An 18,334-nucleotide genomic window follows, 5' to 3' on the forward strand; every position below is an offset into this window, starting at 1 on the left:
ACCGGCCGCTCGGTTCAACCGCGGCCGCGATAGGGCGCAACGCCCTGGTCGGGCATCCACATGCCCTTGGGCAGCTTGCCGGTCTGCCAGAACACGTCGATCGGGATGCCGCCGCGCGGATACCAGTAGCCGCCGATGCGCAGATATTTCGGCTTGATCTCGGCGGCGATGCGCTTGCCGATCATGACCGTGCAATCCTCATGGAAGGCGCCGTGGTTGCGGAAGCTCGCGACATAGAGTTTCAGCGATTTGGACTCCAGCAGCCAGCGGTCCGGCACGTAATCGATCATCAGATGCGCGAAGTCCGGCTGCCCCGTCACCGGGCAAAGCGAGGTGAATTCCGGAGCGGTGAAGCGGACCACGTAATTGGTGTCGCCTTGCGGATTGGGAACGCGGTCGAGTTTCGCCTTTTCGGGGCTATCCGGCCATTCCACGGCGCGGCCGAGTTGCAGGTCTGGCGATTTGGCGGATTTGCGGGGCATTTTCGACATCAGGGACTCTCCGTTGCCGCGTTATTAGACAATTCGGCCGCCAGCGTCACGGGCGAGGGCGGCCTTTTCCGCATCGCAACCTTGCTGTAGAAGCAGCGCCAAATACCCTCCCTGCCAATCCCATGAGGCTCCCATGACCGCCATCGTCGACATCATCGGCCGCGAAATTCTCGATAGCCGTGGCAATCCCACCGTCGAAGTCGATGTGGTGCTGGAAGACGGCTCGATGGGGCGCGCGGCGGTGCCCTCAGGTGCCTCGACCGGCGCCCATGAGGCGGTGGAACTGCGGGACGGTGACAAGAAGCGCTATCTCGGCAAGGGCGTGCAGAAGGCGGTCGAGGCCGTCAACGGCGAAATCTTCGAGGCGCTGAGCGACCAGGCGGTCGAGGAACAGGTCCAGATCGACCAGATCATGATCGACCTCGACGGTACGGCGAACAAAAGCCGGCTCGGCGCCAACGCCATTCTCGGCGTTTCGCTGGCCTGCGCCAAGGCGGCCGCCGAATCCTTCGACATGCCGCTCTATCGCTATGTCGGCGGCACCTCGGCGCGGACCCTGCCGGTGCCGATGATGAACATCATCAACGGCGGCGTGCACGCCGACAACCCGATCGATTTCCAGGAATTCATGATCCTGCCGGTGGGGGCGGCGAGTTTCGCCGAAGCGCTGCGCTGCGGATCGGAAATCTTCCACACGCTGCGTGGCGAACTGAAGAAGGCCGGTCATAATACCAATGTCGGCGACGAGGGCGGCTTTGCGCCGAACCTGCCGTCGGCGGACGCAGCCCTCGAATTCGTGGTCAGCGCCATCGGCAAGGCCGGCTACGCCGCGGGCAAGGACGTCATGCTCGGGCTCGATTGTGCCGCCACCGAGTTCTTCAAGGACGGCAATTACGTCTATGGCGGCGAGAACAAGACCCGCTCGCGCTCCGAGCAGGCGAAGTATCTCGCCGATCTGGTGTCGCGTTATCCGATCGTCTCGATCGAGGATGGCATGTCGGAAGACGACATGGACGGCTGGAAGAAACTGACCGACCTGATCGGCGACAAGTGCCAGTTGGTCGGCGACGATCTGTTCGTCACCAACGTGACGCGCCTTGCCGACGGCATCAAGAACGGCCGCGCCAACTCGATCCTGATCAAGGTCAACCAGATCGGCACGTTGACGGAAACCCTGTCGGCGGTCGAGATGGCCTACAAGGCCGGCTACACCGCCGTGATGTCGCACCGCTCCGGCGAGACCGAGGATTCCACCATTGCGGACCTCGCCGTCGCCACCAATTGCGGCCAGATCAAAACCGGCTCGCTGGCGCGCTCCGACCGCACGGCCAAGTACAACCAGCTGCTGCGCATCGAGCAGCAGCTCGGCTCGCAGGCGAAATATGCCGGCAAAGCGGCCCTGAAGGCACTGGCGTAACGCGCCGGCGCATCCAAGATATAACAAACACAAACGGGAGGATTTGCGATGAGTGACGGCAAGACCGGGCTGCAACTGCGCTCGCTGCTCAAGAAGAGCGGCGAACTCGAACTGTCGCTGGTGAATATCCCGACGCCTGAACCCGCCGAGGACGAAGTCGTGGTCCGCGTCGAGGCGACGCCGATCAACCCGTCCGACCTCGGCCTCCTGATCGGTCCGGCCGACATGTCGACCGCGGTCGTTTCGGGCTCGAAAGACGCTCCCGTGATTACCGCCAAGATGCCGGAAGCGGCGGTGAAGATGATGGGCGCGCGGCTCGATCAATCCTTGCCTGTTGGCAATGAGGGCGCCGGCACCGTGATCAAGACCGGTTCGTCAGATGCCGCCAAGGCGCTGATGGGCAAGCTGGTCTCCGTCATCGGCGGCGCGATGTATACGCAGTATCGCACCGTGAAGGCGAGGGACGTCATGCCGCTGCCGGCCGGCATCACCGCGGCCGATGGCGCGTCCTGGTTCGTCAATCCGCTGACCGCGCTTGGCATGACCGAGACCATGCGGCGCGAGAACCACAAGGCGCTGGTGCATACGGCGGCCGCGTCCAACCTCGGGCAGATGCTCAACAAGATCTGCATCAAGGACGGCATCGGCCTCGTCAACATCGTGCGCAGCAAGGAGCAGGCGGACATCCTGCACAAGATCGGCGCCAAGCATATCGTCGATTCCACCGCGCCGACCTTCATGGATGATCTCACCGCGGCCCTGGTCGAGACCGGTGCCACGATCGCGTTCGATGCCATCGGCGGCGGCAAGCTCGCCGGCCAGATCCTGACCGCGATGGAAATCGCGGCCAACAAGACCGCCAAGGAATACAGCCGTTACGGTTCGAACGTGTTCAAGCAGGTCTATATCTACGGCAGCCTCAATACAGGTCCGACCGAGTTGAGCCGCGCCTTCGGCCTGACCTGGTCGGTCGGCGGCTGGCTCTTGACGCCGTTCCTGCAGAAGATCGGCCCGGCCGATATCGGCAGGCTGCGCCAGCGCGTGGTCTCCGAGCTGAAGACGACCTTCGCCAGCCACTACACGCAGGTGGTGTCGCTGCCGGAAGTGCTGCAGATGTCCAACATCGCCGTCTACAACAAGCGCGCCACCGGCGAGAAATTCCTGATCAACCCAAACAAGGGCTGACGGCTCTTGGTGATCCCGACGACTTCGCAGGCCGCCTGAAAAGGCGGCCTGTTTGTCTTGGGAGCAGATTCTTGGGGGGCAAGATTATTCTCCGGTAGCCGCCGCAAAGGCTTGATGGATGCACTTGCATCCATCTTCCCGATCTGGCTTAAGTGCGCCGGGCGTTTCAGCTTCAACAGGGAAAACTCAATGGCCACCCATACCATCGTCACCATCGCGGGCAGTCTTCGCAAGGAGAGCTTCTCGCTCAAGATCGCCAACGCACTGGCCAAGCTGGCGCCGGCGTCGCTGAAGCTCGAGGTCGTGACTCCGCACGGGATTTCCAACTTCAGCCAGGACGAGGAAGCCGCACCCCCGGCCGATTGGCTCGCGTTGCGGGAAAAGCTGCAAAAGTCGCATGGCGTCCTGTTCGTGACCCCCGAATATAACCGCTCGATCCCCGGCGTGCTGAAGAACGTCATCGACGTCGCTTCACGCCCCTATGGCAAGAGCTCATTCATGGGCAAGCCGGTCGGCATCATCTCGAATTCCCCGGGCCCGCTCGGTGGCGTCAACGCGGCCAAGCATCTGCAGAACATTCTGCCGGGCATCGCCGGCCCGATCATGGGGCAGCCCGAAACCTACCTGAACGGCGTCGGTGACGCCTTCGACGACAAGGGCCACCTCATCAAGGAATCGCTGCAGAAGGTGCTGCAGCAGTACATCGACGCCTTTGCGGCGTTTGTTGAAAAGCAGAACCGCTGAGGCGGGTGTCGTCTCTCCCCGTCATTGCGAGCCAACGGGTCGCGCGCATGCGCGCCCGATGACAGGCTCAGCGAAGCAATCCATCTTTCCGCCTGGGAACATGTGGATTGCTTCGTCGCCTTCGCTCCTCGCAATGACGGTATCTCTGCCTGTTTTTCGGTCAGGGAGACGGTCTTAGGATTCCCTTAACCAGACCGTCGCATCTTGGCGCTATGGTCTCCCGCACCCGACTGAAATCGCTGCTTACCGGGCTCGCCCTCTACACGATGGCGGCGCTGATTGTCGGCTATTTCGGCGTCAACGCCTATACCGGCAAATACGGGCTCAACGCGCGCCAGGAGCTCGATCAGGAGATCATCGCGCTGACGTCGGAACTGGCGCGGCTGAAGCGGGAGCGGATGCAGGGCGAGCAGCGGGTTTCGCTGCTGAGGTCGGATCGGGTCGACCCCGACATGCTGGACGAGCGTGCGCGCTTTCAGCTCGATTACGCCAATCCGCGCGACCTCGTCCGGACCGTCACGCCACGCTGACGCGCGCAAGCGCGTGCACTTCAGGATCGCGCCGAAGTCTCGTCCGCAAATTTCAAAAACCTGCAAAATCAATTTCGAAAATGTCGCGTCTCGTTGCACTGCGGCATAGCAATATTTTCGCCGGCGCACGCAATCCTTCCACGGCGGTTTGAGTTGGGATAGAGAGGGTTGATCGTCTCTCTCATCCGGAATTGCCATGGCCGCACCCAAGAAAAGCGTTGAGAAGGAAGCAGGGCAGGAGAAAGCAAAGGGGTCCCCTCCGGAATTCACAAAAGCACAGGAATTGGCGGCGCTCCGGGACATGCTGCTGATCCGCCGCTTTGAGGAAAAGGCCGGCCAGCTCTACGGCATGGGTGCGATCGGCGGCTTCTGCCATCTCTATATCGGCCAGGAAGCCATCGTGGTGGGTATGCAGATGGCCCTGAAAAAGGGCGATCAGGTCATAACCGGATACCGCGACCACGGCCACATGCTCGCCTGCGGAATGGAAGCCAACGGTGTGATGGCCGAACTGACTGGCCGCCGGGGTGGTTATTCCAAGGGCAAGGGCGGCTCCATGCACATGTTCAGCAAGGAGAAGAACTTCTACGGCGGCCACGGCATCGTCGGCGCCCAGGTTTCGCTCGGCACGGGTCTGGCATTTGCCAATCGCTATCGCGGCAATGATTCCGTCAGCGTGGCCTATTTCGGCGACGGCGCTTCCAACCAGGGCCAGGTCTATGAAAGCTTCAACATGGCGGAGCTGTGGAAGCTCCCGGTGATCTACGTTATCGAAAACAACCGTTACGCCATGGGCACGTCCGTGACGCGTTCCTCGGCCCAGACCGATTTCTCCAAGCGCGGCGCCTCCTTCAACATCCCCGGCAAGCAGGTCGACGGCATGGACGTTCGCGCCGTCAAGGCCGCGGGCGATGAGGCCGTCGCCTGGTGCCGCGCCGGCAAGGGACCGTACATCTTGGAAATGCAAACTTATCGGTACCGTGGTCACTCGATGTCGGATCCGGCCAAGTACCGGACCCGTGAAGAGGTCGAGAAGGTCCGCCACGACCAGGACCCGATCGAGCAGGTGCGCAATCGCCTGCTGGCGGCCAAGGTCCCCGAACAGGAATTGAAGGCCATCGACGCCGAGGTGCGCGAGATCGTCAACGCGTCGGCGGATTTCGCCCAGCGCGATCTCGAGCCGGATCCGTCCGAGCTCTGGACCGATATCTACCGCTAACTCTACCGCGCAGACCAAAACGAGAGACTGACTTCGGGAGTCGATATGCCCATTCAAGTGCTGATGCCTGCGCTGTCGCCCACCATGGAAAAGGGCAACCTTGCCAAGTGGCTGAAAAAGGAAGGCGAGACGATCAAATCGGGCGATGTCATCGCCGAGATCGAAACCGACAAGGCGACAATGGAGGTCGAGGCGACCGATGAAGGTACGCTCGGCAAGATCCTGATCCCCGAGGGGACGGCCGATGTTGCCGTCAACACCCCGATCGCAACCATTCTGGCTGACGGAGAGACCGCCGCCGATCTAGGCAAGGCACCGGCTGCCGCGCCGCCGAAACAGGAGAAGGCCGAGGCTCCCGCCGCCGCCAAGACGGAAGCGCCCGAACCGTCCCATAAGCCACCGGCCGCAGCCGTCGCCGAGCCCGATCCGGAAGTCCCTGCAGGCACCGAGATGGTGACGATGACCATCCGCGAGGCTCTGCGCGACGCGATGGCCGAAGAAATGCGGCGCGACCCTGACGTGTTCATCATGGGCGAAGAGGTCGCGGAATATCAGGGCGCCTACAAGGTTACGCAGGGACTTCTGCAGGAATTCGGCGACAGGCGCGTCATCGATACGCCGATCACCGAGCACGGCTTTGCCGGCATTGGGGTCGGTGCGGCGATGGCGGGACTGAAGCCGATTGTCGAATTCATGACCTTCAACTTCGCCATGCAGGCGATCGACCAGATCATCAATTCCGCGGCCAAGACGCTGTACATGTCCGGTGGCCAGATGACCTGCCAGATCGTGTTCCGCGGTCCAAACGGCGCGGCGTCCCGCGTCGCGGCTCAGCATAGCCAGGACTACTCGGCCTGGTATTCGCAAGTTCCTGGCCTGAAGGTGGTCGCGCCGTATTCGGCTGCCGACTACAAGGGGTTGTTGAAGGCCGCGATCCGCGATCCCAATCCGGTCATCTTCCTCGAAAACGAAATGCTGTACGGCCACACCGGCGAGGTGCCGAAGCTCGACGATTATGTGGTGCCGATCGGTAAAGCGAGGATCGTGCGAACCGGCGGCCATGTCACGCTGATCTCGTGGTCGAACGGCATGTCCTATGCCTTGAAGGCTGCCGACGAACTCGCCAAGGAAGGCATCGAGGCCGAGGTGATCGACCTGCGCACGCTGCGTCCGATGGACACCGAGACCATCGTTGCCTCCGTCAAGAAGACCGGCCGTGCGGTGACGGTGGAAGAGGGCTGGCAGCAGAGCGGCGTCGGCGCCGAGGTCGCCGCCCGCATCATGGAACAGGCCTTCGATTATCTGGATGCGCCGGTGGCGCGGGTATCTGGCAAGGATGTGCCGATGCCGTATGCCGCGAACCTCGAAAAGCTCGCATTGCCGACGGTGGCCGAAGTGGTCGCGGCCGCCAAAGCCGTGTCGTATCGGTAAAGTTCATGGCTGGTCCCAACGAACAGCCACTGCCGCCAGACGTTATCGGCCGCGAGGACGCGATCGAAATATTGCGTGCGTTCGTCGTCGATGGCGGGCTCTCGATCGCATTCCAGCGCGCGTTCGAGGAGCCGGATATGTGGGGCCTGCTGCTGGTCGATATCGCCCGCCACGCTGCACGCGCCTATGGGCGCGAGGCCGAATACACCGAGGACGAGGCGCTGGGGCGCATCGTCGACATGTTCGAAGCCGAAATCAATCGGCCGACTGACGTGGGCTCGACCACGCCTCGGTCGCAACAAGGTCACTGACAATGCCGATCAACATTTTGATGCCTGCGCTGTCGCCCACGATGGAAAAAGGCAACCTTGCCAAGTGGCTCAAGAAAGAGGGCGACAAGGTCAAGTCCGGCGACGTGATCGCGGAGATCGAGACCGACAAGGCGACGATGGAAGTCGAGGCGGTCGACGAAGGCACGATCGCGAAGATCCTGGTGCCTGAAGGCACGCAGGATGTGCCGGTCAACGATATCATCGCGGTCATGGCCGGCGACGGCGAGGATGTGAAGGCAGCGGGATCCGGTGCCGCACCGGCGCCGAAGGCCGCCGCGGCACCGGCCGCGCAACCGGCCCCCGCGGCAGCGCCTGCCGCTGCCGCGCCTGCGCCGAAGCCTGCTTCCGCCGCGCCGGCTCCCGCGCCGCAAGCGGCTGCACCGGCGGCGCAAGCCAACGGCCATGCCCGGGTATTTTCGTCGCCGCTGGCCCGTCGTCTCGCCAAGGAAGCCGGCATCGAAATCGGCCGTATCAACGGCTCCGGTCCGCATGGCCGCATCGTCGCCCGCGACGTCGCGGACGCCAAATCTGGCAAGGGCCTGAAGGCGCCGGCCGCCGCGCCGTCGGCCGGTCCGAGCATTGCGCCATCGATGTCGGACAAGCAGATTCTCGCGCTGTTCGAACCGGGCTCGTACGAAGTCATCCCGCATGACGGCATGCGCCGCACGATTGCGCAGCGGCTCACGGCGTCGATCCAGACCATTCCGCATTTCTACCTGACGATGGACTGCGACATCGGCAAGCTCTTGGCCGCGCGCGAGGAGATCAATGCCGCGGCTCCGAAGGACAAGGAAAAGAAGCCGCTCTACAAGCTCTCCGTCAACGATTTCGTCATCAAGGCGATGGCGATCGCGCTGCAGCGGATTCCGAACTGCAACGTCAGCTGGACCGAAAGCGGCATGCTCAAGCACAAGCATTCCGACATCGGCGTCGCCGTGGCGATGCCGGGCGGCCTGATCACCCCGATCATCCGCAAGGCCGAAACCAAGTCGCTGTCGACGATCTCGGCCGAGATGAAGGACTTTGCGGCGCGGGCGCGGTCGCGCAAGCTCAAGCCGGACGAATATCAGGGCGGCACCACGGCGGTGTCGAACCTCGGCATGTACGGCATCAAGGACTTTACGGCGGTCATCAACCCGCCGCACGCGACGATCCTGGCGGTCGGCACCAGCGAGGAGCGCGCGGTCGTGCGCGCCGGCAAGATCGAGGCCGCGCACATCATGAGCGTGACGCTGTCCTGCGATCACCGCGCGGTCGACGGCGCGCTGGGGGCCGAGCTGATCGGCGCCTTCAAGATGCTGATCGAAAACCCCGTCATGATGATGGTGTGACGTCAGTCATTGCGAGCGCAGCGAAGCAATCCATTTCACCACCGGAAGTATGGATTGCTTCGTCGCAAGTGCTCCTCGCAATGACGGAAGCGAACTGTCCGGTTGAACGATGAGAACGAGCGCATAGCCATGGCCGACACATCCTTCGACGTCATCATCATCGGCTCCGGCCCCGGCGGTTACGTCACCGCGATCCGCGCCGCCCAGCTCGGCTACAAGACCGCGATCATCGAGAAATCCTATCTCGGCGGCATCTGCCTGAACTGGGGCTGCATCCCGACCAAGGCGCTGTTACGGTCGGCCGAGATCTACCACTACATGAAGCACGCCAAGGATTACGGGCTGTCGGCCGACAACGTGTCGTTCGACCCGAAAGCCGTGGTGGCGCGCTCGCGCGGCGTCTCCAAGCGCCTCAATGACGGCGTCGGCTTCCTGATGAAGAAGAACAAGGTGACGGTGATCTGGGGCGACGCTTCGATCGACGCGCCCGGCAAGGTCACCGTGAAGAAATCCGCCGTCGAGGCGCCCAAGGGCGCGCTCGGCGAGGGCGCCTACCAGGCCCAGCACATCATCCTCGCGACCGGCGCGCGGCCGCGCGTGCTGCCGGGGCTGGAGCCCGACAAGAAACTGGTCTGGACCTATTTCGAGGCGATGGTGCCGGACAAGATGCCGAAGTCGCTGTTGGTGGTGGGCTCCGGCGCGATCGGTATCGAGTTCGCGTCGTTCTTCCACACTATGGGTGCTGCCGTCACCGTGGTCGAGGTGCTGCCGCAGATCCTTCCCGTCGAGGATGCGGAGATCGCGGGCCTGGCGCGCAAGCAGCTGGAGAAGCAGGGCATCAAGATCCTCTCCAGCACCAAGGTCACCAAACTCGAGAAGAAGGCCGACAGCGTCGTCGCCACCATCGACGACGGCAAGGCGCCCCAGACGGTCGAGTTCGACCGGGTGATCTCTGCGGTCGGCGTGGTCGGCAATATCGAAGGCCTCGGGTTGGAGAAGCTCGGCGTCAAGACCGACCGCGGCTGCGTCGTGATCGACGGCTACGGCAAGACCAACGTGCCCGGCATCTACGCCATCGGCGATGTCGCGGGGCCGCCGATGCTGGCGCACAAGGCCGAGCATGAGGGCGTGGTTTGCATCGAGGCCATCAAGGGTCTGCATCCGCACGCCATGGACAAGAACCTGATTCCGGGCTGCACCTACTGCCAGCCGCAGGTGGCGTCCGTCGGCCTCACCGAGGCCAGGGCGAAAGAGGGCGGCCGCGAAATCCGCGTCGGGCGTTTCCCGTTCGTCGGCAACGGAAAGGCGATCGCGCTCGGTGAGGACCAGGGGCTGATCAAGGTGATCTTCGACAAGAAGACCGGCCAGCTGTTGGGCGCGCATATGGTCGGCGCCGAGGTCACCGAACTGATCCAGGGCTACGTGGTCGCGATGAATCTGGAGACCACCGAGGAAGAGCTGATGCACACGATCTTCCCGCATCCGACCTTGTCCGAGATGATGAAGGAAGCGGTGCTGGATGCCTATGGGCGCGTGCTGAATATGTAACCAGCTCGTCATGCGCGGGCTCGACCCGCGCATCCATCACGCAGGAAATGCCTTGTTGATGGATGGATTGCCGGGAGCGCAGACAAGTTTACGTAGTCTGCGCAAGGCAGACCACTATCCCCGGCAATGACGGCATAAAGAGAAAGACCCTTCCGTGAAAGACAATGACAATCTGACCATCGAACGTCCGACGTTCGTGACCCATCTCGAATGCGCGATGGAAGGCGACCACTATCCCGCCGACCAGATCCACAACCTTTCGAAAGCGGGCAAGCCGCTGCTGGTGCGCTACGATCTCGCGGGCGTGAAGAAGGCGCTGACAAAGGACGCGCTGGCGCAACGGCCCGCCGACATGTGGCGCTACCGCGAGATGCTGCCGGTGCGGAAAGTTTCCGACATCGTCAGCCTCGGCGAGGTCATGACGCCGCTGATCCGATTGCCGAAACTCGGCAAGAAACTCGGCGGCGGCGAGATCATCGTCAAGGACGAAGGCCGCCTGCCGACCGGATCGTTCAAGGCCCGCGGCCTGGTGATGGCGGTGTCGATGGGCAAGGCGCTCGGCATCGAGCACATGGCGATGCCGACCAACGGCAATGCCGGCGCGGCGCTGGCGGCCTATGCGACGTCCTGCGGGATCCGGACCACGATCTTCTGCCCGGCCGATACGCCGGAAGTGAACGTCAGCGAGATCGAATTGCAGGGCGCGACCGTCTATCGCGTCAACGGGCTGATCGACGATTGCGGCAAAATCGTCGGCGAGGGCAAGGCAAAAGCCGGCTGGTTCGATACCTCGACCCTGAAGGAGCCGTACCGGATCGAAGGCAAGAAGACGATGGGGCTGGAACTCGCCGAGCAGCTCGGCTGGGAAGTGCCCGACGTGATCTTCTATCCGACCGGCGGCGGCACCGGCCTGATCGGGATGTGGAAGGCGTTTGCCGAACTCGAGGCGATCGGCTTCATCGGCTCCAAGCGCCCGCGCATGGTCGCGGTGCAGGCATCGGGCTGCGCGCCGATGGTGCGCGCTTTTGAAGCAGGCACCGAGCACGCGCCGCGCTGGGAAGATGCCCACACCATCGCCTCGGGCATTCGCGTGCCGCAGGCGGTCGGAGATTTTCTGATCCTGCGCGCGGTCCGCCAGAGCAAGGGTTTCGCCATTGCGGTCACGGATGAGAAGATTACTGCTGCGCTCAACGAAGTGGCGCGCGAGGAAGGGCTGTTGCTGTGTCCGGAGGGCGCTGCGACCTACGCCGCCTACAAGGAAAGCCTCGCCGATGGGCGTGTCACGAAAAATGATCGCGTGATGCTGTTCAATTGCGCGACAGGGCTTAAGTATCCCTTGCCGCCGGTCACGCGTACGCTCGATCGCCACAAGCCGATCGACTACGCGAACCTGTGAGGTCCTCATCCTGAGGAGGCGCAAAGCGCCGTCTCGAAGGATGGCGGCGAGTTCGGTGGCCTTCATGGTTCGAGACGCGCTTCGCGCTCCTCACCATGAGGAGCAGACACATGCGTCGGAGGAAGCAGATGCGAAGATTTGTTCTGGCCGCCCTGTTCGCTACTTTTGCGTTCGCGGCTTCAGCCTCTGCCGAGAACTACCCCTCGCGTCCCATCACCATCATCGTGCCGTTCGCCGCCGGCGGGCCGTCGGATGCAATGACGCGGATTCTTGCCGAGCGGATGAAGATTACGCTTGGTGAAACCCTGCTGGTCGAGAACGTGACCGGAGCGGGCGGTTCGATCGGCGTCGGCCGCGCGGTACGATCGGCCCCGGACGGCTACACCATCTCTTTCGGCCATCTCGGCACCCACGTCGCCAATGGTGCGATCTACAAGCTCGGTTACGACCTCGTCACCGATCTTGAGCCGGTGGCGCTGCTGCCGAGCAATCCGATGATCATCGTCAGCAAGAACGCGGTGCCGGCGAAATCGCTGAAGGAGTTTCTGGCCTGGCTGAAGGCGCAGCCGAAGCCGCCGACCGCGGGCACCGCCGGCGCCGGCTCCGGAAGCCACATCGCCGGGCTCTACTTCGAAAACATCACCGGCATCAAATTGCAATACGTGCCGTACCGCGGCACGGCCCCCGCCATGAACGATCTCGTCGCCGGCCAGATCGACCTGATCGTCGACCAGACCTCCAACTCGATCGCGCAGGTGCGCGCCGGCAATATCCGCGCCTACGCCGTCACCGACGACAAGCGCGTCGAGTCCGCGGCCGACATCCCCACCGTGGACGAGGCGGGGCTGCCCGGATTTCACATGACGCTGTGGTCCGGCCTCTGGGTGCCCAAGGACACGCCCAAGGAAATCGTCGCGAAACTGAATGCCGCTGTTGTCGATGCCCTCAACGATCCGGCGGTGCGCAAGCAGCTTGAGAACCTCGGCCTGCAGATGCCGCCGAAGAACGAGCTCACGCCGGAGGCGCTGGGCGCCTGGCAGAAGGCCGAGATCGCGAAATGGTGGCCGATGATCCGTGACGCCAATGTGAAGGTCGACTAGGGCCGGGCGCCAGCCCCGACCTTCCCGCCGGCGCGCCGGTGCGGCGTCTATGACGATTCAAGCCGGCCCCGATGCCCGCCGCGGGCGTCTCCCCGGTCCCGCGCTTGATCTGGAACCAGGTCTCCAATAGCAATTGCAGTGATTTTTCTCGCCGAAGTGAGGAATTCACGATGTGGCTGTTGTTTGTGTTTGCGTGGTTAGCGCTTTTGGCAGCGATTGCGATCGTTACGCAGCAGGCGTTTGGTTACGATCTCAGCCGGATTTGGGCCCATTTCCTTGAACTGCCCCCGGGGCAGCGTCTGGCCGCAGCCGTCATTGTCGTGCTCGCTCTGGTGCTGATTGGGGTCAGCATCTTTCTTTCCCGCCGGATGTCGCGCCAGGAAGACAATCTGAGGCTGTTGCGCACCCGCCTCAAGGTGGCCCGGGACGACATGGTGGTCGCGCACGGCCTGCAAAATCATTTCGGCGAGGTGGTCCAGCACCTGGTCGACAGCAACCCGCAGGAGGCCCTTGCCTCGCTGCAGAAGCGGCTGACGGAGACCGAGCAGAAGGTTGCATTGCAGCAGAGCCAGGACGTCGCCACCGACATCCAGGAACAGCTCGACGACATCCGGCGGCGCCAACAGGCCCTTCGAGAGACGGTCGGCGAGGTCGCCGAGAAGCGCCGGGTCACCGAGCCGGTATTCGCCGAAATCAAGGATCGCCAGCGTCAGCTCGAAAGGTCGCTTTCGAAACTTGAAGTCGACGACAACAAGCACAATCTGGCCGACCGTTTGCAGGAAATCGGCATGGAGGTGCTGGCGATTCAGAAGCGGCTGGCCGTGCTTCAGGAGTCGCTGGTGGCGCTGAACCGGCTCAAGGACGATCTCGACAAGACCAACGCCGAGCTCGGGCCGCTGCAGGCGCAGGGTGTCGGCATCTATGCCGTGATCGATGAACTGCGCCCGGCCTATGAAACGTTGAGCAAGAGGATCGATGAATTCGAGTTGAAGGACGGCGAAACGATCAGCAGCCACGTCGAAGCGCTTTCCAGAAGCAAGATGGAGATCGAGCAGAAGGTCGCGCGTCTCGATGACTGCTTCCATATTCTCGAAACGCTCGATCTGGACTTTGGCGAGCTCAGGCAGCGCCAGGTCCATCTGGAGCGTTCGATTGCCGACGTGGAGACGGATTCGAACGGCAAGAGCCTTGTCGATCGCCAGAACGCGCTGAACGAATTTATCCTTCAGGCGCGATTGCGCCTCAGCACGCTGGAGTCCTCATTCACGACGCTGAACCGGTTCAAGGAAGAACTGACGAAGGCGCAGGCGGACCTCGTGCCGCTGCAGGCCCCGGAATTCGGGATCGAGTCCCTGATCGGTGAAGTGCATACCGTTCGCGAAATCGTGCTGAAAACCCTCTCCGAAATCGAAGCGAGCGGCGACAATAGTCTTGGATCGCGCCTGGAGCGGCTTTCCTCGAGCAAGCACGAGATCGACGAGAGACTGGCGCAGGTCTTCGAACATTTCAGCAAGCTGGATTCCATCAGAAAGGATATCGGCGGGATATTCATGTCGATCAGAAGCGCCCTCATGAAGGTAGGGTGAGCAGGTTGACGGTCATGAAGGCCTGGCAAGTCGCGCGCGAATGGTCCATCGACGGCCTGGAGCTGGTTGAACGGCCCGCGCCGGAGCCGCGTGCCGGGGAAGTCGCGGTCCGGATGCGCGCCGCCTCGCTCAATTACCGCGACCTGCTGACGGTGCAGGGACGGGGAGGCGCCTACAAGCTGCCGCTCATTCCGTTCTCCGATGGTGCGGGGGACGTGATCGCCGTCGGCGATGGCGTCACCCGGGTGTCGGTCGGCGACCGGGTCTGCCCGATGTTCTTTCAGTCGTGGTTCGACGGCAGGCCATCGGCCGCCAACCGCCGTCTGGCGCTGGGAGGAACGCGTCCGGGCGTGCTGCAGGAGGTGATGGTCCTGAACGCCGAAGGCGTTACCCGCATTCCCCGACACCTGAGCTTCGTGGAAGCCGCAACGCTGCCGTGCGCCGGGCTGACCGCCTGGCGCGCGCTGTTCGAGGAGGCGCGTCTTCGCCCGGGCGAGACCGTGCTCGTGCAGGGCACTGGTGGCGTATCGATCTTCGCCCTGCAATTCGCAAAACTCGCCGGCGCGACCGTGATCGTGACCTCATCGAGCGACGACAAACTCGAACGCGCGAAGGCGCTCGGCGCGGACCACACCATCAACTACCGATCGGTTCCCGAATGGGGCAAGGCCGCCGCCGACTGGGCCGGCGGCGGCGTCGACCACGTCGTCGAGGTCGGCGGCAAAGACACGTTTGGTCAGTCGATCGAAGCGGCGCGGGTCGGCGGCACCATCCTGGTGATCGGCGTGCTGTCGGGATTCGCTCAGGAGATCGCCATACCGAGCCTGTTCAGCAAGAACCTGCATGTCATCGGCCTGTCGGTTGGCAGTCGCAAGATGTTCGAAGCCATGGCTTCAGCCATTGAGCGCAGCGGGATCAAGCCGGTGATTGACCGCACCTTCGATTTTGGCGCCGTGCCCGAGGCATTGAGGTTGATGGAACGCGGCGGTCATTTTGGCAAGATCGCGATCGGGTTCCCGCAAGCCTGAACTGCGCTGGCGACACGGCAGAGAAATAGATGACCGATAAACAACGTTGGGCGATGTGTCGGATGGCGTCGCCGCCATCCGTCCTTGGCAGGATCGGTTCCGCACGGCAGGAGTTGGTCAACATCACTCCAATCCGCAAGGAGCTCCATCATGACCTCGATCACGCCCTTCCTCTGGTTCGACAACAACGTTCCCGAGGCCGTCGCGTTCTATAAATCGGTCTTTCCCAACGCCAAAGTGGAGGTCGTCAACGACTTCATGGCGAGCTTCGAGCTCGAGGGACAGAAATTCAATGCGCTGAATGGCGGGCCCAAATACAGGTTCAACGAGGCGATCTCGTTCTTCATCAGCGTCGAGACTCAGCAGGAAGTCGACTATTTCTGGGACAAATTGACCGCTGACGGCGGGGAGGAATCAAAGTGCGGCTGGCTGAAGGATAAATTCGGCCTGTCCTGGCAGGTGGTGCCCAAGGCGCTGGGCCGGTGTCTCGGCGATCCCGATCGCGCCAAGGCCGACCGGGCCATGGAGGCGATGCTGAAGATGCAGAAGATCGTCATCGCCGATCTTGAGAAGGCGTTCGCCGGCTGACCGCAGGCAGAACACAGATCTAAAAAAATTCGGGCGCGGCTGGTGTCAGCCGCGCCCGAACGTCGTTTTGCCGGATCAGGCAACGATATCGAAGCGATCCGCGTTCATCACCTTGGTCCAGGCGGCGACGAAGTCACGCACGAACGACGCCTTCGCGTCGGCAGAGGCATAGACTTCCGCAAACGCCCGCAGTTGCGAGTGCGAACCGAAGATGAGATCGACACGGGTGCCGGTCCACTTCACGGCGCCGGTTTTGCGATCGCGTCCCTCGAACACATCCTGGGCTTCCGAGACCGGCTTCCACGCCGTGCTCATGTCGAGCAGGTTGACGAAGAAGTCGTTGCTCAGCGTCCCCGGCTTCTTGGTGAAGACGCCGTGCTTGGACTGCCCAACGTTGACATCGAGCACGCGCAGGCCGCCGAGCAGGGCGGTCATTTCAGGTGCCGTCAGCGTCAGCAGTTGCGCCTTGTCCACCAACTGTTCTTCGGCGGAGACCCGCTGCTTGCCGCGGCTGTAGTTGCGAAAGCCGTCCGCGGTGGGCTCGAGCGGCGCGAACGAATGCGCGTCGGTCTGTTCCTGTGACGCGTCCATCCGGCCCGGCGTGAACGGCACCTTGACGTCGTTGCCGCCGTCCTTGGCGGCTTTCTCGATTCCGGCGCTGCCGCCGAGAACGATCAGGTCGGCGAGCGAGACCTTCTTGCCGCCCTTCTGCGCGGCATTGAACTCCTTCTGGATCGCTTCGAGCTTCGCCAGCACCTTGGAAAGCTCGGCCGGCTGGTTGACTTCCCAGTCCTTCTGCGGCGCCAGGCGGATGCGGGCGCCGTTCGCGCCGCCGCGCTTGTCGGAGCCGCGGAACGTCGAGGCAGAGGCCCAGGCGGTCGAGACCAGTTGGGACACCGACAGTCCCGAGGCGAGGATCTTCGCCTTCAAGGCCGCAATGTCGGCTTCGCCGATCAGTTCATGATTGATCGCCGGAATCGGATCCTGCCAAAGCAGTTCCTCTTTCGGAACCAGCGGGCCGAGGTAACGCACGATCGGGCCCATGTCGCGGTGCGTCAGCTTGTACCAGGCGCGGGCGAAGGCGTCAGCAAACTGGTCCGGATGCTCGTGGAAGCGCTTCGAGATTTTTGCGTAGGCCGGGTCGATCCGCAGCGAGAGATCGGTGGTCAGCATCGACGGGGAGTGACGCTTGGACTTGTCGTACGCGTCTGGCACCGAACCCGCGCCGCCGCCGTTCTTCGGCGTCCACTGATGCGCGCCGGCCGGGCTCTTGGTCAATTCCCATTCGAAGCCGAACAGGTTGTCGAAGAAGTTGTTGCTCCACTTGGTCGGCGTCGTGGTCCAGGTGACCTCGATGCCGCTGCTGATGGCGTCAGCGCCCAGGCCCTTGCCGTAGGAGCTGGCCCAGCCCAAGCCCTGCTGCTCAATGCTGCCGCCTTCCGGCTCCGGGCCGACCAGCGTCGCATCGCCGGCGCCATGGGTCTTGCCGAAGCTATGGCCGCCGGCGATCAGGGCGACGGTTTCCTCGTCGTTCATCGCCATGCGCGCGAAGGTCTCGCGGATATCGCGCGCCGCGGCGAGCGGATCGGGCTTGCCGTTGGGTCCTTCCGGGTTGACGTAGATCAGGCCCATCTGCACGGCGCCGAGCGGGTTCTCCAGATCGCGGTCGCCGCTGTAGCGCTCGTCCGCCAGCCACTTGCCTTCCGAACCCCAGTAGATGTCCTCTTCGGGCTCCCAGACATCGGCACGTCCGCCGGCAAAACCAAAGGTCTTGAAGCCCATCGACTCCAGCGCGACGTTGCCGGTGAGGATCATGAGGTCGGCCCATGAGATCCTTTTGCCGTACTTCTGCTTGATCGGCCACAGCAGCCGGCGCGCCTTGTCGAGGTTGACGTTGTCGGGCCAGCTGTTGAGCGGCGCGAAACGCTGCTGTCCGGCGCCGGCGCCGCCGCGGCCGTCACCGATGCGGTAGGTGCCTGCGCTGTGCCAGGCCATGCGGATGAACAGCGGCCCGTAGTGGCCGAAGTCGGCCGGCCACCACTCCTGCGAGTCGGTCATCAACGCGTGGAGGTCCTTCCGCAAGGCCTCGAGATCGAGCTTCTTGAACTCTTCCGCGTAGTTGAACGTCTCGCCCATCGGATTCGAGAGCGCGGAGTGCTGATGGAGAACGCTGAGGTTCAGCTGGTTCGGCCACCAGTCGCGGTTGGCGTGTTGGCTGCTTGCCCCGTGCATGACCGGGCATTTGCCGGCGTTCTTGCCATCATTTCCGTCCATATATCTCTCCGATCGTGGCTTCGTTGACTGAACTGCTGTGTGGACGGTGCCCGTGACGCCGGGGTGACGTCGGCTACGCGTCCCCAATTTGAAGGGTTCTAGCACGGCCAGTTCATCAGATTAAGTGTGATTTA

General features: G+C 63.0%; 16 protein-coding genes. 14 read left to right on the forward strand and 2 right to left on the reverse strand.

Going from position 1 to position 18,334, the window contains the following annotated elements:
* Nucleotides 1-14 precede the first annotated feature (14 nt).
* A complete protein-coding gene (queF, locus tag BLR13_RS35955; protein ID WP_074830329.1) occupies nucleotides 15-491 on the reverse strand; it encodes a preQ(1) synthase in 477 nt (158 codons plus the stop codon).
* A 133-nt stretch (nucleotides 492-624) separates the two neighbouring features.
* Here queF and eno point away from each other — a divergent pair, with 133 nt between their 5' ends.
* From eno to BLR13_RS36025, 14 genes are all read left to right on the forward strand, one after another.
* Complete coding sequence (gene eno / locus BLR13_RS35960) at nucleotides 625-1,908, forward strand: phosphopyruvate hydratase (protein ID WP_074830327.1); 1,284 nt, start codon at nucleotides 625-627, stop codon at nucleotides 1,906-1,908.
* Nucleotides 1,909-1,956: 48 nt separating this feature from the next.
* Entirely contained in the window at nucleotides 1,957-3,093 is a 1,137-nt protein-coding gene (locus tag BLR13_RS35965) for a zinc-binding dehydrogenase (protein WP_074830323.1), read from the forward strand.
* Nucleotides 3,094-3,282: 189 nt separating this feature from the next.
* Nucleotides 3,283-3,837, forward strand: a complete 555-nt coding sequence (locus BLR13_RS35970) for an NADPH-dependent FMN reductase (RefSeq protein WP_074830320.1) — start codon at nucleotides 3,283-3,285, stop codon at nucleotides 3,835-3,837.
* A 212-nt stretch (nucleotides 3,838-4,049) separates the two neighbouring features.
* Nucleotides 4,050-4,367: an FtsB family cell division protein gene (locus BLR13_RS35975; RefSeq protein ID WP_074830317.1), complete on the forward strand. Its 318-nt coding sequence runs from the start codon at nucleotides 4,050-4,052 to the stop codon at nucleotides 4,365-4,367.
* A 196-nt stretch (nucleotides 4,368-4,563) separates the two neighbouring features.
* Nucleotides 4,564-5,586: a pyruvate dehydrogenase (acetyl-transferring) E1 component subunit alpha gene (gene pdhA, locus BLR13_RS35980; RefSeq protein WP_074830315.1), complete on the forward strand. Its 1,023-nt coding sequence runs from the start codon at nucleotides 4,564-4,566 to the stop codon at nucleotides 5,584-5,586.
* Between the two features lie 45 nt (nucleotides 5,587-5,631).
* Nucleotides 5,632-7,017: a pyruvate dehydrogenase complex E1 component subunit beta gene (locus tag BLR13_RS35985; protein WP_074830312.1), complete on the forward strand. Its 1,386-nt coding sequence runs from the start codon at nucleotides 5,632-5,634 to the stop codon at nucleotides 7,015-7,017.
* Nucleotides 7,018-7,022: 5 nt separating this feature from the next.
* Nucleotides 7,023-7,328, forward strand: a complete 306-nt coding sequence (locus BLR13_RS35990) for a DUF5076 domain-containing protein (protein ID WP_074830310.1) — start codon at nucleotides 7,023-7,025, stop codon at nucleotides 7,326-7,328.
* Between the two features lie 2 nt (nucleotides 7,329-7,330).
* Entirely contained in the window at nucleotides 7,331-8,680 is a 1,350-nt protein-coding gene (locus BLR13_RS35995; protein ID WP_074830307.1) for a pyruvate dehydrogenase complex dihydrolipoamide acetyltransferase, read from the forward strand.
* 129 nt (nucleotides 8,681-8,809) lie between these two features.
* On the forward strand, nucleotides 8,810-10,228 hold the full coding sequence (gene lpdA / locus BLR13_RS36000) for a dihydrolipoyl dehydrogenase (protein WP_074830305.1): 1,419 nt from the start codon (nucleotides 8,810-8,812) through the stop codon (nucleotides 10,226-10,228).
* A gap of 154 nt (nucleotides 10,229-10,382) precedes the next feature.
* Complete coding sequence (locus BLR13_RS36005; protein ID WP_074830302.1) at nucleotides 10,383-11,624, forward strand: threonine synthase; 1,242 nt, start codon at nucleotides 10,383-10,385, stop codon at nucleotides 11,622-11,624.
* A 128-nt stretch (nucleotides 11,625-11,752) separates the two neighbouring features.
* Nucleotides 11,753-12,724, forward strand: coding sequence for a tripartite tricarboxylate transporter substrate binding protein BugD (locus BLR13_RS36010; RefSeq protein ID WP_074830301.1), 972 nt, complete (start codon nucleotides 11,753-11,755; stop codon nucleotides 12,722-12,724).
* Between the two features lie 170 nt (nucleotides 12,725-12,894).
* Entirely contained in the window at nucleotides 12,895-14,310 is a 1,416-nt protein-coding gene (locus tag BLR13_RS36015) for a hypothetical protein (protein WP_074830298.1), read from the forward strand.
* Between the two features lie 14 nt (nucleotides 14,311-14,324).
* Entirely contained in the window at nucleotides 14,325-15,338 is a 1,014-nt protein-coding gene (locus BLR13_RS36020; RefSeq protein WP_074832368.1) for a zinc-dependent alcohol dehydrogenase family protein, read from the forward strand.
* A 150-nt stretch (nucleotides 15,339-15,488) separates the two neighbouring features.
* Complete coding sequence (locus BLR13_RS36025) at nucleotides 15,489-15,926, forward strand: VOC family protein (protein WP_074830297.1); 438 nt, start codon at nucleotides 15,489-15,491, stop codon at nucleotides 15,924-15,926.
* A gap of 75 nt (nucleotides 15,927-16,001) precedes the next feature.
* On the opposite strand, the gene katG is transcribed toward BLR13_RS36025, so the two are convergent.
* Nucleotides 16,002-18,200 carry a catalase/peroxidase HPI gene (katG, locus tag BLR13_RS36030; protein ID WP_074830294.1) on the reverse strand — a complete coding sequence of 733 codons (2,199 nt, stop codon included), beginning with the start codon at nucleotides 18,198-18,200 and terminating at the stop codon, nucleotides 16,002-16,004.
* Nucleotides 18,201-18,334: the final 134 nt, after the last annotated feature.

This window comes from Bradyrhizobium ottawaense (assembly GCF_900099825.1).
In the GTDB taxonomy this organism is placed as follows: Bacteria; Pseudomonadota; Alphaproteobacteria; order Rhizobiales; family Xanthobacteraceae; genus Bradyrhizobium; species Bradyrhizobium ottawaense_A.

Excerpts from the sequence above, each read along its gene's own strand:
- queF (WP_074830329.1), bottom strand. The coding sequence starts at position 491 with ATGTCGAAAATGCCCCGCAAATCCGCCAAATCGCCAGACCTGCAACTC.
- eno (WP_074830327.1), top strand. The coding sequence starts at position 625 with ATGACCGCCATCGTCGACATCATCGGCCGCGAAATTCTCGATAGCCGT.
- BLR13_RS35965 (WP_074830323.1), top strand. The coding sequence starts at position 1,957 with ATGAGTGACGGCAAGACCGGGCTGCAACTGCGCTCGCTGCTCAAGAAG.
- BLR13_RS35970 (WP_074830320.1), top strand. The coding sequence starts at position 3,283 with ATGGCCACCCATACCATCGTCACCATCGCGGGCAGTCTTCGCAAGGAG.
- BLR13_RS35975 (WP_074830317.1), top strand. The coding sequence starts at position 4,050 with ATGGTCTCCCGCACCCGACTGAAATCGCTGCTTACCGGGCTCGCCCTC.
- pdhA (WP_074830315.1), top strand. The coding sequence starts at position 4,564 with ATGGCCGCACCCAAGAAAAGCGTTGAGAAGGAAGCAGGGCAGGAGAAA.
- BLR13_RS35985 (WP_074830312.1), top strand. The coding sequence starts at position 5,632 with ATGCCCATTCAAGTGCTGATGCCTGCGCTGTCGCCCACCATGGAAAAG.
- BLR13_RS35990 (WP_074830310.1), top strand. The coding sequence starts at position 7,023 with ATGGCTGGTCCCAACGAACAGCCACTGCCGCCAGACGTTATCGGCCGC.
- BLR13_RS35995 (WP_074830307.1), top strand. The coding sequence starts at position 7,331 with ATGCCGATCAACATTTTGATGCCTGCGCTGTCGCCCACGATGGAAAAA.
- lpdA (WP_074830305.1), top strand. The coding sequence starts at position 8,810 with ATGGCCGACACATCCTTCGACGTCATCATCATCGGCTCCGGCCCCGGC.
- BLR13_RS36010 (WP_074830301.1), top strand. The coding sequence starts at position 11,753 with ATGCGAAGATTTGTTCTGGCCGCCCTGTTCGCTACTTTTGCGTTCGCG.
- BLR13_RS36015 (WP_074830298.1), top strand. The coding sequence starts at position 12,895 with ATGTGGCTGTTGTTTGTGTTTGCGTGGTTAGCGCTTTTGGCAGCGATT.
- BLR13_RS36020 (WP_074832368.1), top strand. The coding sequence starts at position 14,325 with ATGAAGGCCTGGCAAGTCGCGCGCGAATGGTCCATCGACGGCCTGGAG.
- BLR13_RS36025 (WP_074830297.1), top strand. The coding sequence starts at position 15,489 with ATGACCTCGATCACGCCCTTCCTCTGGTTCGACAACAACGTTCCCGAG.
- katG (WP_074830294.1), bottom strand. The coding sequence starts at position 18,200 with ATGGACGGAAATGATGGCAAGAACGCCGGCAAATGCCCGGTCATGCAC.